Here is a 15009-nt window from a genome sequence, read left to right on the forward strand (position 1 = left end):
GGGGAAAACTGTCACCGACAACACACCTGACGCAACCGTTTGCGCAAAAAATTTTCCCTCTATCGGTCTGACGTCTATTCACGTAGAATGGCGCGTCTATCGATCATCGCTAGCCGTTTGATGCTGGCATGCAACAGTGAGCGACAGCCTTTGACACAGCGTGACTTTTCTTTGCGATCATGGATGATTAGCCTAACGGTGCTTGTGCTTAGCCTCACCGTCACAGGCTGTGATTGGACGTTCGACGATCGTACCGTTCTAGAAAAAATTCGAGACCGTGGTGTCTTAAGAGTCGGGACACTCAACAACGAACTCTCATACTACATCGGCCCCGACGGCCCTACCGGACTAGATTACGAGCTCGCCGCTCGGTTTGCTGACAAGCTCGGGGTCAAGCTAGAAATGGTGCCCACTTATACGCTTTCCGGCCTCTTTCCAGCCCTTGAACGCGGCGATGTGGATCTGATTGCGGCAGGCCTCACTATTACCGACCAACGTTTAGCCCAGTTTCGCCCTGGCCCTGCCTACTACTTTGTCAGCCAACAAGTGGTCTATAAAAAAGGGCATTGGCGCCCGCGGGATGTTGATGATTTTAATCGTGAAGATGCCATCATGGCGGTGGTGGAAGACTCTAGCCACGACCTCACCTTGCAAGCGTTAAAACAAGATCACCCTGATCTCAGCTGGAAAGTCGTGCAGGACGCCGACGATGATGAGCTGCTTAAACAAGTCGCAGACGGTGAGATTGACTTTACCATTGCCGACTCGGTCGATATTGCCTTGATGCAACGCACCCACCCAGATATTGCCGTCGCCATGGCCCTCAGTGAGGACGAACCCGTGGCCTGGTTTATGAAAAAACAAGGCGACAGCAGCGCCTATGCCTTAATGGTCAACTTCTTTGGTGAGATAAACCAAACTGGCGAATTAGCTATTTTAGAAGAGAAGTATTTTGGTCACGTCGACCAATTCGATTACGTCGATACCCGCGCCTTTTTACGGGCATTGGAGAGCAAGTTGCCTAAGTGGGAGCCGCTTTTCAAAAAGCACGCGAACGATTTTGATTGGCGCTTACTGGCGGCCCTATCGTATCAAGAGTCACATTGGAACCCACGGGCGATCTCCCCCACTGGGGTGCGCGGCATGATGATGCTCACCCTGCCGACGGCCAAATCCGTGGGCGTGCGCAATCGCCTCGACCCCGAGCAAAGCATTAAAGGCGGCTCGCTCTACCTGCAACGCGTACTTGACCGTGTGCCTGATAGTGTTAATCCACACGAGCGCATTTGGTTTGCTCTCGCGTCTTACAATATTGGTTTTGGCCATATGATGGATGCGCGCCGACTGACGGAGGCGCAAGGCGCCGATCCTAACTCTTGGAGTGATGTAAAACAGCGGCTGCCATTGTTAGCCAAGCGCCAGTATTACACCCAAACACGCTACGGTTACGCGCGTGGCTACGAAGCGCTTAGCTACGTCGAAAATATTCGCCGCTATTACCAAAGTATTCTAGGCTATGAGAAAGCGCACATAGAGTCACTCGACAGCCAACAAGTTGAAGATCTCGGTGGTCTGCAGACGATCGTCGCCCCTGACGAGCCGTCGGAAAATGCCCCCGAGCAAACAACCGAGCAAGCGCCTGACCCGGCGTTATCACAGTCAGAGGAAAACTCGACACCGCAATCAGACACGCAACCGCAATGAGGACAGCATGGTTCCAAGAAAACGGCTGGTGAAACAAAGCTTTCGCAAAAACAACATTTCATCCGCTAACCGGCGTAAGCGTATGCGCCAAAATATGCACAAGAAGGTACTTTGGCGACAACGTGCCTTTGCGATTCGTGAATTTGCGGCCTTTGATGACGCGTTTTAGGACACCTTGCCTGAGTCAGGTAAGCAAGATTGAGATTGACAGGCTGCTTTTTTAGCGGCCTTTTTTTCGGCACGACGACGGCGGAAAAAGGCTTGCAGTTGCGCACGGCATTCCGCTTCTAACACTCCTCCCTCACTTTGCACATGATGATTAACACCGTCATAGCTGAGTAAGTTCATTACCGAGCCAGCGGCCCCGGTTTTGGGATCAGGCGCGCCAAAGAAAACCTTTCTGACACGGCCATGCACCATCGCCGCCGCACACATGGGACAAGGCTCTAATGTCACATAAAGATCCGCGTCTAATAAACGATAATTACCCAGCACTTGGCCGGCTTGGCGTAATGCCATCACTTCGGCATGGGCCGTCGCATCATGCTGGGTAATGGTTCGGTTCCACCCCGTGCCCACAACCTCACCTTGATACACCACGACAGCGCCGACAGGCACTTCACCCTCTTGCTCCGCTTTGTCTGCTAGCTGGATCGCGTGGCGCATATAAACGTCGTGCTCGCTACCCGACGCGTGTGGATCTTTCATCCCAACCTCTGTGACTAACAACCTAATACGCCCTCAGTATACGATACAAATAAGCCGGCTCGAAGGCCGGCTTAAGACACTCAACGCACAACAGCGTATTACTGCACTAAGTATTGGTAACTGGCTTGAATGCCCAGAGGCAATCCTAGCGCCCAGTAGGCGAGCAAGAATAAGGTCCAGCCCACCAGCATGGTCAGAGAATAAGGGATCATCATTGAAGCCACGGTACCAATCCCCGTGGTTTTCACGTAACGCTGGCAGTACACCACCACCAACGGGAAGAACACCATCAATGGCGAGATAATGTTCGACACGGAATCACCCACACGATAAGCCGCTTGCGACAATTCAGGGGAAATGCCCACGACCATTAACATCGGCACGAGAATCGGCCCGATCAGCCCCCATTTCGCCGACGCGGAACCAATCAATAAGTTCACCATTGCCGTCAGCAAAATCATCCCCACAATCGTCATCTCACCTGGCAGGTTCATTGACTGCAACAGCTCCGCGCCGTTGAGCGCCAACAAAGTACCAATGTTTGATTGGGTAAATGCGGCTAAGAATTGCGCGCAGAAAAACGCCATCACCATATAAGCGCCCATGGTCGCCATGGTGTCAGACATGGATTTGATCACGTCTTGGCTGGTTTTAAAGGTACCCGCGGTTTTGCCATAAACAATGCCTGGAATAATAAACAGCACGAAAATCAGCGGCACGATCGATTGCATAATCGGTGCATCAAACGCGGTCAGCTCGCCCGCCGGTGAGCGAAGCGGTGACGTTTCCGGCCATGAGGCCGCCACCAGCGCGGCAATTCCTAGCAGCATCGCCAGCCCAGCTCGATTAAACGCCTTCCCTTCAATTGCCGTAAAAGAGCCTAAATCTGGTGCGTCTTCTGCGTCCTCATCAATCGGCGTGCGATTTAGACGTGGCTCGACTATTTTCTCAGTCACAAACCAGCCCAGCGCCACAATCAAAATCGATGACAGACCAGTGAAATACAGGTTCGCAAGCGGGTTTACCTGATAGCTATCGTCCAACACATGCGCGGCAGATTCAGTAAAACCGGCCAGCAAAGGGTCAATCCCTGACGGAATAAAGTTCGCGGAGAAGCCGCCGGATACCCCGGCAAAGGCGGCAGCAATACCGGCCAACGGATGACGACCCGCGGCGTGGAAGATAATCCCGCCCAGCGGGATCACCAGCACATAGCCTGCATCTGCGGCGGTATGAGAAACGATCGCCACCAGAATCAGCATCGGCGTAAGCGCTTGCTTTGGCGTCACACTCAGCATTTTCTTAAGGCCGGTGGTAATAAAGCCGGACTGGTCAGCCACCCCCACACCGAGCATAGCCACCAAAACAATCCCCAGCGGCGCAAATCCAGTAAAGGTGTCAACCATATTGGCTAAAAAGTGGGCGAGCGCACTACCGGTGAGCAGGTTTTTAACTTGGACAGCGTCACCGGTCAAAGGGTGGACTGAATCAAAAGAGACCTGAGAGAGAATGGCTGATAATACCCACACGGTGATCAGCCCCCAAAAAAACAATAGCGCGGGATCCGGAATTCGGTTCCCTGCCCGCTCTATCATGTTCAAAAACCGATCCATGCCGCGCGGCTGGCCAGCATCGGTTGAGTCGCTTATGTGTTGGCTCACTGTTTACTCCATTTTTCGATGTTGTGTCTTTGCTTACCTGATCCACCAGGCTTTAGTGACATTAAAATGACAAACCATCGCCAGTAAAGCAAAAAACAGCATAGTTAGCCATAAGAAAGCCAGTTAACCAAATGTTAAATTGATTTGTAGTTAGAAAAGCAGCACAAAAAACGGATGCTTACTGAGGACACTGAAACATTTAGAAACAAAAAACCTATATGGCGTGGAAGTCGTGTTTTAACCCCTAGCAATCTATGTCATCAAATATATGATGGAGGTAAACCCACTAGAGGAGATCACCATGAAATCCATTTCGCGTGTCATAAAAGCCCCTGCACCGCACTGGGTCGGTAATGGTTTCCCCGCCCGCTCGCTGTTTTCCTACCACAATCAAGCGGCGGAGATGAGTCCCTTTTTACTGCTGGACTATGCTGGCCCAATGCACTTTCCGGCGGATGGCGTGAAGCGAGGCGTGGGTGAGCATCCCCATCGCGGCTTTGAAACCGTGACCATTGTGTATCAAGGTGAAGTGGCGCATCGTGACTCCACCGGTAAAGGCGGCGTGATTGGCCCCGGGGATGTGCAGTGGATGACCGCAGGCAGCGGCATTATGCACGAGGAGTTTCATTCCAGGGCGTTCAGCCACACTGGCGGCGAGCTGCAAATGGCGCAACTGTGGGTTAACCTCCCCAAAAAAGACAAAATGACCGACCCGAGCTATCAAGGCATTCGCAAAGCCGATATTCCCGATGTTCCCTTGGCCGATAAGGCAGGCACATTACGGCTCATTGCCGGTGAGTTTGAGGGGCATCAAGGGCCGGCCAAGACCTTTAGTCCCATGCAGGTTTGGGATATACGGTTAAACGCAGGCGGGAAAGTGCAGCTCACTCTGCCACAAGGCTGGACCACCGCGGTGGTGGTGCTGGAGGGCAACGTCAGCATCAACGCCGCCGACCCCATTGGCGACGCCGATATAGCACTGCTTAGCCGCCAAGGCCGCGAGGTCGCATTGCACGCCTCACAAGATAGCGTAATTTTGCTACTCAGTGGCGAGCCCATCACCGATCCCATCGTCGGTCATGGCCCTTTTGTAATGAATACTAAGCAAGAGATTTTGCAAGCGTTCAACGATCTGCAAGCAGGCAAGTTCGGACAGTTATAGCGACTGAGCCGGGACCGCCGTTATCCGCGAATACCAATAGAAAAGTCCGACATTTGGCGGGCTTTGTTTTTTGAAACTGTTCTTACAACGCTAGCCCTGCCCAAAAGTCATTTTGCAGCTGCTCTATCCTCTCATAACTACAAAAGTTCTGACTTCTGAACTGAGCCCTGACCAGTCCATCAATATCAGCTGCCAATGTGGTAATACGGCTGATAGTCTCCGGATTGGTAGCAGGCTCAGACAAAATCATTTTCAAATCATATCCAAGCAAGAAGGCCCCTTGCCGCTCGGTATCATACTCTAAGTGCTCTGCCGGGATATAAGGCTCCCATAGACGATCCGCCTGAACATACTGATACTCAAGAAGAATGGTTAGAAAGTCAGATGCGTCTTTACTGCTCTCGTCACCCCGCTCCTGCCAAGCAATCAGTTTTAGCAAAGTCAGCCCAGCCAAAGACGCAACTTTGATGGTATCGCCTTGCCCTAGTTCTATTGATAGAGCGGCATCGTAAGCTTCCTGAAACCCAGCTACCGTCATGGTGACAGCATGCTCGGGTGGCCATTGTATTTCACCTGCGTCATCGGCGATGGCACCAAAGGGAATAATATCAATTGGCAAACCACTGTCAGGATCTTTAAGCCGATGCGCTTTATTGGTTGCGCTTAATCCGGCATCCAGCAAAGCCTGCTTTACACTGGCAAACGCGTCCCAATCCGGTATCAGAATGCCAGTATCAATATCCCGAGTCTGACGGCCGGGATCACGGCCAAACACATGATACAAAACGAGATCTCTTGCCGTTGCCCCAGCAACAAAAAATGGTACGCCAGTTTGCTGAGTTGTGCGGGTGATCAGTGTCAGTACAGGCTCAAACCCGGGGTTCAGGGAGTGTTTTAAGCTGTAGATATTGCTCATTGATAAGTTCGGCAACCTCCTTGTTTCGGCTATCTCTGCTTGCAAGTAGCTCAGCGACAGCCAGCAATGCCTTGGCATTGATATTAATATCCAGCGCCTTTCCCCAGAATGCAGGCACCAACCAGAGCCTGCCCGAAGCGTCTGGCTTTGCTTTGAGCAGCGCAAGCTTTTTTTGCAGTGGCTCAAAGGTAAAGAGCTGTAACTCATAAGGCTGCAAATAGCGTGTTAGTTCATCGGCAGCGACTTCTCCTCCCCAGCAATCCATGGATGTTAAAGGGATGTCTCGCCAATCATTCGGCGCAACTAATTTTAGCCCTCCGAGCTTTGGCCTTAGCACGGTACGATAGTGTTCAATCCAGATCTGATAAAGGGCCTCTTTATCCAGAATGCGACGGGTACGACCAAGACTGACAAGCTTCTCGGCTTCTAAATATTTAAACCCCTTACTCACCATACCTAATGAGATATTCGCCATCTCGGCTATGGTTCGAAACGGCAGATGTAACACATCTTCTTGAGCCAACAAAGCAAACAACAGCTTCATAAAACCTAACCCCGGCTTTGCCGGCTGTGGAATTGCAAGGTGGTTTTCAGTAAGATTTTTGCCCTCAACCCATAGGTTTAGCCCGTTAAAGCTCACGCGAGCATTACCAGCCTCATCAATAAAATTGATCGCGTTCTTGGTGCAAAAATCGGCGAGATGAGCCGTTAGTCTATTGCATACCAACAGAGTATCTGAACGAGCAAGGCCTAGTAATGCTGATAAGCTCTCTTTACGGTGGATACGCTTTATCTCAGCGCTAAACGAGTAGCATTGGCCGTGCACTGCCAGAGTCACCTCAGCATCGGTGTAAGGCTCACCATCCGGCTTAGGATCGAAAGAGTACTCCCCTTGAATATGCGAAGGCAGATTATCCAAAGCTAGCTTTAGTAGTATCGCGTTCTCGTTCACACCAAATACCGTTCATGAATCATGAACAAATAATAGCCGTGAACATTGAATTCTGCAAGAGGGGCGGAGAGTTTGCATGAAGCAGGCACCAGGTAACATGACACGCGACTGACACTAAGCGATTACTATGCATAAGTTGGCGAAGCATTAGCCAACGTGAAAACGATGAACAAAGCCATAAGACTCGGTATGCCTGTTAGTTACCGCGTTGAACTTTAGGAATAATCACATTGAGATCAGTGTGTTAATCCGCTTATTTGATCAACAACGCCGTCAGTAGATAAAGCAGAATAGTCGACTCAAACTATCGGACACCAAGAAAGAAATGCTGGTACTCAAGCGGTCAGAGTTCAGCCAGACCGAAATTGGCAAATGAATACTGAACGCTAAGCAGCAGCCATGACGCGCCAAGCCGCGCCTCAAAAATTGGCGTCAGTTCGAAAGGAGTTCATGCTAGGAACCTAGAAAGCTATCAAGAGAAATTTTAGCCGCTAAAATGCGGGGCTTAAAACCGACCTCCTTTACCATACCCGACTTACGACACCAAATTCCTAATGCTAAACAGGTAAACCAACAACATCAAAATCAAGTTTTCATGCTGCTAGTCGATATCCCGAGGAAAGAACTGCGGAAAATCGCGTTGAAGTTTGGCAGTAAGCTCATGATCTGGAAAACGCTCAATCGCCCTTCTCCAAATATCCAAAGCCTCGACTATGCTCCCTCTATTCCAATAGACACCACCTAGATTGAACATCGCCAAGTCGTATTCTGGATCAAGATTTAACGCTTTCTCATAGGATTTAATAGCTTGCTCTGATTGGCCAAGGTCACCGTACGCTGCGCCAAGCTGAAACCAGCTCATTGCATCAGGCTGGATATGCTCTGCCTGTTCAAGCAGGATCGGCAAACTATCTTCAAACCTTCCAAGAAAGTTAAGAGCGGTTCCTAGACAGTATCCGTAGTGCCCTCCTGCGAGATCGTAGGCCATCCGAAAACAGCGCTCCGCTTCTAGCCAGTTGCCCTCATCCTGTGCCCAATGTCCAAGGCGATCCCACAAAAACGCGACTTCTTCCGTATTATCAATGTGCTTTATATGCCTAACAAACTTATCCAGAAACTCCATGTAGGTTTGGCCTATATCTTGGCCTTCCGCCCGTAAATATAAGGTAGCCAATAACATCTCGCGACGACCTCCAGATGTATCAGGATGAGCGTCTACATAGCGATGCCAGAATCCTTGCGCCTGACGCGCATTTTCAGCCGTAGCCCGACCGAAACTAGCTACTAGCCGCGCAAAAAACGGCCAAACCCATGGCTCGCGGTCGGCCTGGACAAGAACATTGTTAATTTCGCGGAACGCAGCAATACCCTCACCCATGTTGAAAAGAACGTTAGCTCGCCAACCCGCAACTCCAGCTGCTTTAGCATATATAGGATCTGTGAAGACGGCCTGATCCAGATGCTCAAGAGCGCTCTTCCACTCGCCCTTACGCACGTAGAATTGGGCTAAGGCATAATGGGCTTCAGGAAGGAGAGGATTCATTCGCAAGGCTTCACGATAGTGGTTAACTGCTTGCACCTCATCTCCGAGCCGCTCAAAGCTCGTCCCGAGATTCTTATGGCCTTGGGATGCCAGACTTGACGAATTTGCGAATGCAGGTTCGAGCAACGCTGCCTTATAAGCCTCTGTGGCGCAATCCTCCCGGCCAAGCGCCGAGTAGGCATTACCGATTGTGTAATGCAGGCTTCCCTGCTCGTAGCGCCCACTACTAAGCTGCCTCTTAAAATGGATCACTGCTGCTTCGATCCGATCAGGAAACCGGCTTCTCTCAGACATGCCCAAGTTAATTTCTGACATATAAGCGCAGCCCATGGCATCGTCTTCTGGTCCAAGCACGGCCATGAATCGGTCAAAGGCTGCACTAATTTCCTCATCAGCATCTTGGTCATATAAGTGTTCCAAGAGTTGTCGAGCTGAGTCTGGATCATCAGGAACATGAACCTCCGGTACAGCTCGGCGAAGGAGACCAATCAAATCTCCTGGTGCTACCCGGGACTGTTCGACGCGACGATTACGTGCCGATCGAGTTGCAGAACTGGACGATTCAGCAAGTCGGCCCAACCGCTCTGTCGTCAGATCTTCCGTGAAGTTAACTGTAAGTGATTGCTGCTGGGTCCAGTTCTTTCCAGCATGCTCATATTTACGGAGAACGGTCTCAGCGAGGCAGATGCATAGCGTCGCCGTTGGGACGTGGTAGGCAGCATAAAAGCTATGCGGATGCATCAGTAGATAATTCAGGTTTGTGCGACTAATTTCAACGCTTAGAGAGCCGTCCGCATTCAGTGCACGCTCAGTGCCCTTAAGCTGAACGTGAATCCTAATGTTGGTGGCTCTCCCATCCTCGACAACTTCGATCTCGCAGTCTGTACCATAGTCCTTTCGGTCAGCACGCTGAAGGATAAAAAGACCACTCTCTGTTAGGCATTTCTGAAATGCCGTCTCTGCCTTCTCCTCCGTGACATGATTGGAGGCTCGCTCTGGAAGGTCATCAAAGCATTCCATATCGTCAGCCATTTCTTTTTTGTCCTCAACAGTGTCAAATTCCGATACTGAAAATTACCGGTTCATTTCTTCAACATATTTTAAGCATGTGCACAAGTATCTATGTGTTTAGCTAAATAGATTTACGGGCACCTCAAGTAGTCTATCCATCAATCATATTGACCTAGTCCCTCAACATAACTGTACTCTTCTGTAAAGGTGACCACACAGGATAAAGCGGCACGTTATCGGCTTTCACTCATAGCATCATGTATCGACGATAATACCACCTGGCTACTACTCTCAAGCAGTGCTTACCGCTGCCATCAGTTGCCAAATACTATCTGACATAAAAAAAGCCCATGAAGACATGGGCTTAAGTGTCATTAGGTACCAGTTAGTACCAGCTATTACCTAACGCGTGATTACTCCCACTCAATTGTCGCTGGCGGTTTGCCGGAGACGTCGTAAACCACGCGCGAGATGCCGTCGACTTCGTTGATGATGCGGTTTGATACCTTACCCAGAAAATCGTATGGCAGGTGTGCCCAATGTGCGGTCATAAAGTCGATGGTTTCAACAGCACGCAGGGCAATGATCCAATCGTATTTACGGCCATCGCCCATCACGCCTACCGAACGAACCGGTAGGAATACCGCAAAGGCTTGCGAGACTTTCTCGTAGAGATCGGCGTTGCGCAGCTCTTCGATAAAGATCGCATCGGCGCGACGAAGCAGATCGCAGTATTCTTTTTGAATCTCGCCCAGCACGCGCACACCAAGGCCTGGCCCTGGGAAGGGGTGGCGATAAAGCATGTGGTACGGTAAGCCTAGCTCAAGGCCAATTTTACGCACTTCGTCTTTGAACAACTCTTTGAGTGGCTCAACCAGACCCATTTCCATCTCTTCCGGCAAACCACCGACGTTGTGGTGTGATTTGATCACATGCGCTTTACCGGTTTTCGAGGCTGCTGACTCAATTACATCCGGGTAGATAGTGCCTTGTGCCAGCCACTTGGCATTTTTCATTTTGCTCGCTTGCTCATCGAATACCTCGACAAACACGCGGCCAATGATTTTACGCTTGGCTTCCGGATCCGCTTCGCCTTTAAGGGCATCGAGGAAACGGTCTTCGGCGTTGACATGGACGATGTTCAAACCAAAGTGGTCACCGAACATTTCCAGTACTTGCTCACCTTCATTAAGACGCAATAGGCCGTTATCGACGAATACACACGTGAGCTTATCGCCAATTGCACGGTGAACCAGCATGGCGACCACAGAAGAGTCGACGCCGCCAGACAGGCCAAGGATCACTTCATCATCCCCAACTTGCTCACGAATACGCTCAATCGCATCGTCAATAATGGTGGCAGGTGTCCACAAGCGCTCGCATTGGCAGATTTGCATCACAAACTGCTCCAACATACGTTGGCCTTGGCGCGTGTGAGTGACTTCTGGATGGAATTGCACGCCATAAAAACGTTTGTCTTCATTGGCCATGGCCGCGAAGGGGCAAGTGTCCGTCTCGGCCACTTTGACAAAATCTTCTGGAATGGCGACCACTTTATCACCATGGCTCATCCATACATCGAGGAGCGCATGCCCGTCATCGGCGATGGCATCTTCAATGCCATCAAACAGTGCACTTTGCCCAACGCGCTTCACTTGCGCATAGCCAAACTCACGGTGCTCAGAGCCGGCCACCTTACCACCAAGCTGCTCGGCCATGGTCTGCATACCATAACAAACCCCTAACACAGGTACGCCGGCATTAAAGACATACTGCGGTGCACGCGGCGAGTTCTCCTCTGCCACGCTCTCTGGGCCACCGGATAGGATGATGCCGTTGGGCGCAAAATCACGAATGTCTTGCTCATCCACATCCCAGCTCCAAAGCTCACAATACACACCGATTTCACGGACACGGCGCGCAATCAGTTGGGTGTACTGGGAGCCAAAATCAAGGATCAAAATACGTTGAGCATGAATGTTCTGGGTCATTATCTGGCTTTCTCAATTAAGTGGAACAAAGGGGAGCCGCGCTCCCCTCTCAAATGCATCGCGGTGGTGATGTCTTTAGCCGAGACGGTAGTTCGGCGCTTCTTTAGTAATGGTGACATCATGCGCGTGTGACTCTTTCATGCCCGCGCCAGTGACGCGAACAAACTGCGCTTGGGTACGCATCTCTTCAATGGTGGCAGAGCCGGTGAGGCCCATGCTGGAGCGCAGGCCACCCATTTGCTGATGAATGATCTCTTTCATCATGCCTTTGTAATCGACACGCCCTTCAATCCCTTCAGGTACCAGCTTGTCTGCGGCGTTGTCGCTTTGGAAATAACGGTCAGACGAGCCTTTTGACATCGCGCCCACCGAGCCCATACCGCGATATGATTTATATGCACGGCCTTGGTAAAGTTCGACTTCACCCGGAGACTCTTCGGTACCAGCAAGCATTGAGCCCACCATCACGCACGACGCGCCCGCTGCAATCGCTTTACACAAATCCCCTGAGAAGCGGATACCGCCATCGGCAATCACGGGAATGCCGTACTCTTGCGCTACAGCGGCTGCATCACTGATCGCAGTGATCTGCGGGACGCCTACGCCGGTAACGATACGCGTGGTACAAATCGAGCCTGGGCCAATTCCAACCTTGACGGCATCGACACCGGCTTCAATCAGGGCGCGTGCGCCTTCAGCGGTGGCGACATTGCCTCCCACAATCTGCAGGTTCGGATACGCGGCACGTGCATCACGAATACGTTGCAGAACCCCTTCAGAGTGGCCATGTGATGAGTCAATCAGCAGCACATCCACGCCCGCTTCAACCAAGGCGGCAATGCGCTCCTCGTTGCCCGCACCGGCACCAACCGCGCCGCCGACACGCAAGCGACCTTGTTCGTCTTTACAGGCATTAGGCTTGCTTTCCGCTTTTTGGAAATCTTTGGCGGTGATCATACCGGTGAGATGATGACTTGGGTTGACCACCAAAATCTTCTCGACGCGGTGCTGTTGCATGAGCTGTTGTACCTGCTCACGTTCTGCGCCTTCTTGCACAGTGGCGAGGCGAGATTTTGGTGTCATCACGTCTTCGACGCGCTTGCTTAAGTCAGACACAAAACGCACGTCACGGCCTGTGATGATCCCCACCAGCTCTTTTTGTGCATTGACAACAGGGTAACCGGCAAAGCCGTTACGCTCAGTCAGTGCCTTCACGTCAGCAATGGTCATTTCTGGGGTCACAGTCACTGGATTGGTGACCATGCCTGCTTCATAGATTTTGACCAAGCGTACTTGTTCTGCTTGTTGCTCGATAGTCATGTTCTTATGGATAAAGCCAAGACCACCTTCTTGCGCCAAGGCAATCGCCAAACGGGCTTCGGTCACCGTGTCCATCGCGGCGGATAGAACAGGAATGTTTAAGCTGATCGAGCGTGTCAGTTTTGTACGCAGATCGGCATGGTTAGGAAGAACATTTGAGTGGGCAGGGACGAGGAGTACATCGTCAAAGGTTAGCGCTTCTTTCGCGATTCTCAGCATTGCAATATCTCACACCAAAATTTGTGAAGGGGAACAAAATATTGCCGCAGCATTATACGGGCAGCGCAAACGTTTGGCTATCGATTTTTATTAAGAATCGCTGTTTGGTGGGCAACGGATTTTTAGTCGGTTGATTTATCACCAGATATCAACGCGACTTTTTCGCAACCGATTGCTCAAGGTCTATTTGGCATACTGGGGTGCGGCAGGTAGTATGCCCTCAGGCTTATTGAAAGGATCCGTGATCGTGACCGCTAACAACCGAAACATTCTTTCCGTCTCTCGCTTAAATGCCGAAGTGCGTCTTTGCTTGGAGAAAAACATCGGTATCGTCTGGCTCACGGGTGAAATCTCTAATTTTACCGCTGCGACATCCGGTCACTGGTATTTATCGTTGAAAGATAACCAAAGCCAAGTTAAATGTGCGATGTTCCGTGGTAACAATCGCCGCGTGATGTTCAAACCTAAAAACGGCGATCAAGTGTTGGTACGTGCGCGTGTCTCTATGTACGAGCCTCGCGGCGACTATCAACTGATCTTAGAAAGCATGCAGCCCGAAGGCGATGGACGACTGCAACAGGCGTTTGAGCAACGCAAACAAGCGTTAGCCGCTGAAGGCTTATTCGCACAAAGCGCCAAACAGGCCTTGCCCGACCAACCCAAACGCGTTGGCATAATCACCTCCAAAACAGGCGCTGCCTTGCACGATATTCTAAATGTGTTGAAACGGCGCGATCCGAGCCTGCCCGTGGTTATCTATCCAACGCTGGTACAAGGACAAGATGCAGCGGTCTCAATTGCCCAAGCCATTGGACGTGCCAACAGCCGCAACGAATGTGATGTGCTGATTGTTGGCCGTGGCGGAGGCTCACTCGAAGATTTATGGTGCTTTAATGAAGAAATCGTCGCCCGTACTATCGCCGCCAGTCAGATCCCTATCGTCAGTGCCGTGGGCCATGAAGTGGATGTTACCATTGCTGACTTTGTTGCCGACGTGCGCGCGCCGACGCCATCAGCCGCCGCAGAATTAGTGAGCCGTGATCTTAGTTACCGCTTGCAGCAATATCAGCAGCGCGAGCAAGCGCTCAAAAACGCGATTGGCACCCTCCTGTATCGCCAGCAGCGGGCACTGACGCAGCACGAACACCGTTTGTCTCATCAGCACCCTCGCCGTCGTCTACAACAGCAAAGTCAGCATATTGATGAGCTGCAAAGACGGATGCACCAGGCACTCACTAAGCAGTTTTCACGGTACAGCAGCCAACTGAACACGCTAGATAACCGATTGCAGCGCATGACGCCTGACCGTCGTATTCAGCAACATCAGGCTCAATTGGCGCAATACCATCAACGCCTCACCCACGCGATGGACTCACACCTGTCACATGCGCAACAGCGACTCGCCACCTTGGTCGCCACCTTAGATGCGGTCAGCCCACTTGCCACCCTTTCTCGCGGCTATTCAATTAGCCGTGATAGTGATGGGCACATCGTCACTAACATCAACCAGCTAGAAGAGGGCGATACCTTACACACTCAGCTCAGCAACGGCGATGTCACCAGCGTGGTTCGGCAGCGACACCCCCATCAATCTTCTGATTAAACTCTGCACAACACACATCTGACCGATCAGTAAGCGATCGCGCGATCTTGGGGTTTATTCCCCTTGATCAGCTTCCTACCCTGAAAAGAATATTTATCAATACACTTCCCGAAAGCATAAGTTACATATTCTGCATTTGGATTTTTAAAAGGATAAAAATCTTAACTATATTTTATTAAAGCCTGGATCCAGAACAATCTAAAAGTGTGACGTGGGAAG

The 15009-nt window shown here is 51.0% G+C and carries 11 protein-coding genes; 4 read left to right on the forward strand and 7 right to left on the reverse strand.

All coding sequences use genetic code 11. From position 1 onward, the window contains the following. Window positions 1–183: 183 nt before the first annotated feature. Both mltF and WN56_RS16960 read left to right on the forward strand, forming a co-directional pair. Complete coding sequence (gene mltF, locus WN56_RS10680; RefSeq protein WP_046075046.1) at window positions 184–1704, forward strand: membrane-bound lytic murein transglycosylase MltF; 1521 nt, start codon at window positions 184–186, stop codon at window positions 1702–1704. Between the two features lie 7 nt (window positions 1705–1711). Beyond that, window positions 1712–1873, forward strand: a complete 162-nt coding sequence (locus WN56_RS16960; protein WP_167369481.1) for a hypothetical protein — start codon at window positions 1712–1714, stop codon at window positions 1871–1873. Here the strand turns inward: WN56_RS16960 and tadA are convergent. Then, complete coding sequence (gene tadA / locus WN56_RS10685; protein ID WP_046074989.1) at window positions 1870–2412, reverse strand: tRNA adenosine(34) deaminase TadA; 543 nt, start codon at window positions 2410–2412, stop codon at window positions 1870–1872. The two genes, WN56_RS16960 and tadA, sit on opposite strands and share 4 nt — an antisense overlap. A gap of 98 nt (window positions 2413–2510) precedes the next feature. Further along, complete coding sequence (locus WN56_RS10690) at window positions 2511–4025, reverse strand: AbgT family transporter (protein ID WP_046075047.1); 1515 nt, start codon at window positions 4023–4025, stop codon at window positions 2511–2513. A gap of 349 nt (window positions 4026–4374) precedes the next feature. On the opposite strand from WN56_RS10690, the gene WN56_RS10695 reads away from it, so the two are divergent. Beyond that, window positions 4375–5235, forward strand: coding sequence for a pirin family protein (locus WN56_RS10695; RefSeq protein ID WP_046074990.1), 861 nt, complete (start codon window positions 4375–4377; stop codon window positions 5233–5235). Window positions 5236–5317: 82 nt separating this feature from the next. Here the strand turns inward: WN56_RS10695 and WN56_RS10700 are convergent, their stop codons facing one another. The 5 genes from WN56_RS10700 to guaB all read right to left on the reverse strand — a co-directional run bounded on the left by WN56_RS10700 (window position 5318) and on the right by guaB (window position 13187). Continuing rightward, complete coding sequence (locus tag WN56_RS10700; RefSeq protein ID WP_052708065.1) at window positions 5318–6151, reverse strand: nucleotidyl transferase AbiEii/AbiGii toxin family protein; 834 nt, start codon at window positions 6149–6151, stop codon at window positions 5318–5320. Beyond that, window positions 6105–7103 (reverse strand): type IV toxin-antitoxin system AbiEi family antitoxin, encoded by a 999-nt coding sequence (locus tag WN56_RS10705; RefSeq protein WP_046074991.1) that lies wholly within the window; start codon window positions 7101–7103, stop codon window positions 6105–6107. The genes WN56_RS10700 and WN56_RS10705 overlap by 47 nt, the downstream gene beginning before the upstream one ends. A 601-nt stretch (window positions 7104–7704) precedes the next feature. Beyond that, window positions 7705–9678, reverse strand: coding sequence for a tetratricopeptide repeat protein (locus WN56_RS10710; protein WP_156146671.1), 1974 nt, complete (start codon window positions 9676–9678; stop codon window positions 7705–7707). A gap of 392 nt (window positions 9679–10070) precedes the next feature. After that, window positions 10071–11648 carry a glutamine-hydrolyzing GMP synthase gene (gene guaA / locus WN56_RS10715; protein WP_046074992.1) on the reverse strand — a complete coding sequence of 526 codons (1578 nt, stop codon included), beginning with the start codon at window positions 11646–11648 and terminating at the stop codon, window positions 10071–10073. A 75-nt stretch (window positions 11649–11723) separates the two neighbouring features. Further along, the gene (gene guaB / locus WN56_RS10720) at window positions 11724–13187 is read right to left on the reverse strand and encodes an IMP dehydrogenase (protein WP_046074993.1); all 1464 of its coding nucleotides are present in this window, start codon (window positions 13185–13187) and stop codon (window positions 11724–11726) included. A 214-nt stretch (window positions 13188–13401) separates the two neighbouring features. On the opposite strand from guaB, the gene xseA reads away from it, so the two are divergent. Continuing rightward, window positions 13402–14790, forward strand: coding sequence for an exodeoxyribonuclease VII large subunit (gene xseA / locus WN56_RS10725; RefSeq protein WP_156146672.1), 1389 nt, complete (start codon window positions 13402–13404; stop codon window positions 14788–14790). Window positions 14791–15009 lie beyond the last annotated feature (219 nt).

It is taken from the genome of Salinivibrio sp. KP-1 (assembly GCF_000968645.1).
Lineage (GTDB): Bacteria > Pseudomonadota > Gammaproteobacteria > Enterobacterales > Vibrionaceae > Salinivibrio > Salinivibrio siamensis.

Coding starts and splice junctions, on each gene's coding strand:
- mltF (WP_046075046.1), top strand. CDS start 184: ATGATTAGCCTAACGGTGCTTGTGCTTAGCCTCACCGTCACAGGCTGT.
- WN56_RS16960 (WP_167369481.1), top strand. CDS start 1,712: ATGGTTCCAAGAAAACGGCTGGTGAAACAAAGCTTTCGCAAAAACAAC.
- tadA (WP_046074989.1), bottom strand. CDS start 2,412: ATGAAAGATCCACACGCGTCGGGTAGCGAGCACGACGTTTATATGCGC.
- WN56_RS10690 (WP_046075047.1), bottom strand. CDS start 4,025: ATGGATCGGTTTTTGAACATGATAGAGCGGGCAGGGAACCGAATTCCG.
- WN56_RS10695 (WP_046074990.1), top strand. CDS start 4,375: ATGAAATCCATTTCGCGTGTCATAAAAGCCCCTGCACCGCACTGGGTC.
- WN56_RS10700 (WP_052708065.1), bottom strand. CDS start 6,151: ATGAGCAATATCTACAGCTTAAAACACTCCCTGAACCCCGGGTTTGAG.
- WN56_RS10710 (WP_156146671.1), bottom strand. CDS start 9,678: ATGGCTGACGATATGGAATGCTTTGATGACCTTCCAGAGCGAGCCTCC.
- guaA (WP_046074992.1), bottom strand. CDS start 11,648: ATGACCCAGAACATTCATGCTCAACGTATTTTGATCCTTGATTTTGGC.
- guaB (WP_046074993.1), bottom strand. CDS start 13,187: ATGCTGAGAATCGCGAAAGAAGCGCTAACCTTTGACGATGTACTCCTC.
- xseA (WP_156146672.1), top strand. CDS start 13,402: ATGCCCTCAGGCTTATTGAAAGGATCCGTGATCGTGACCGCTAACAAC.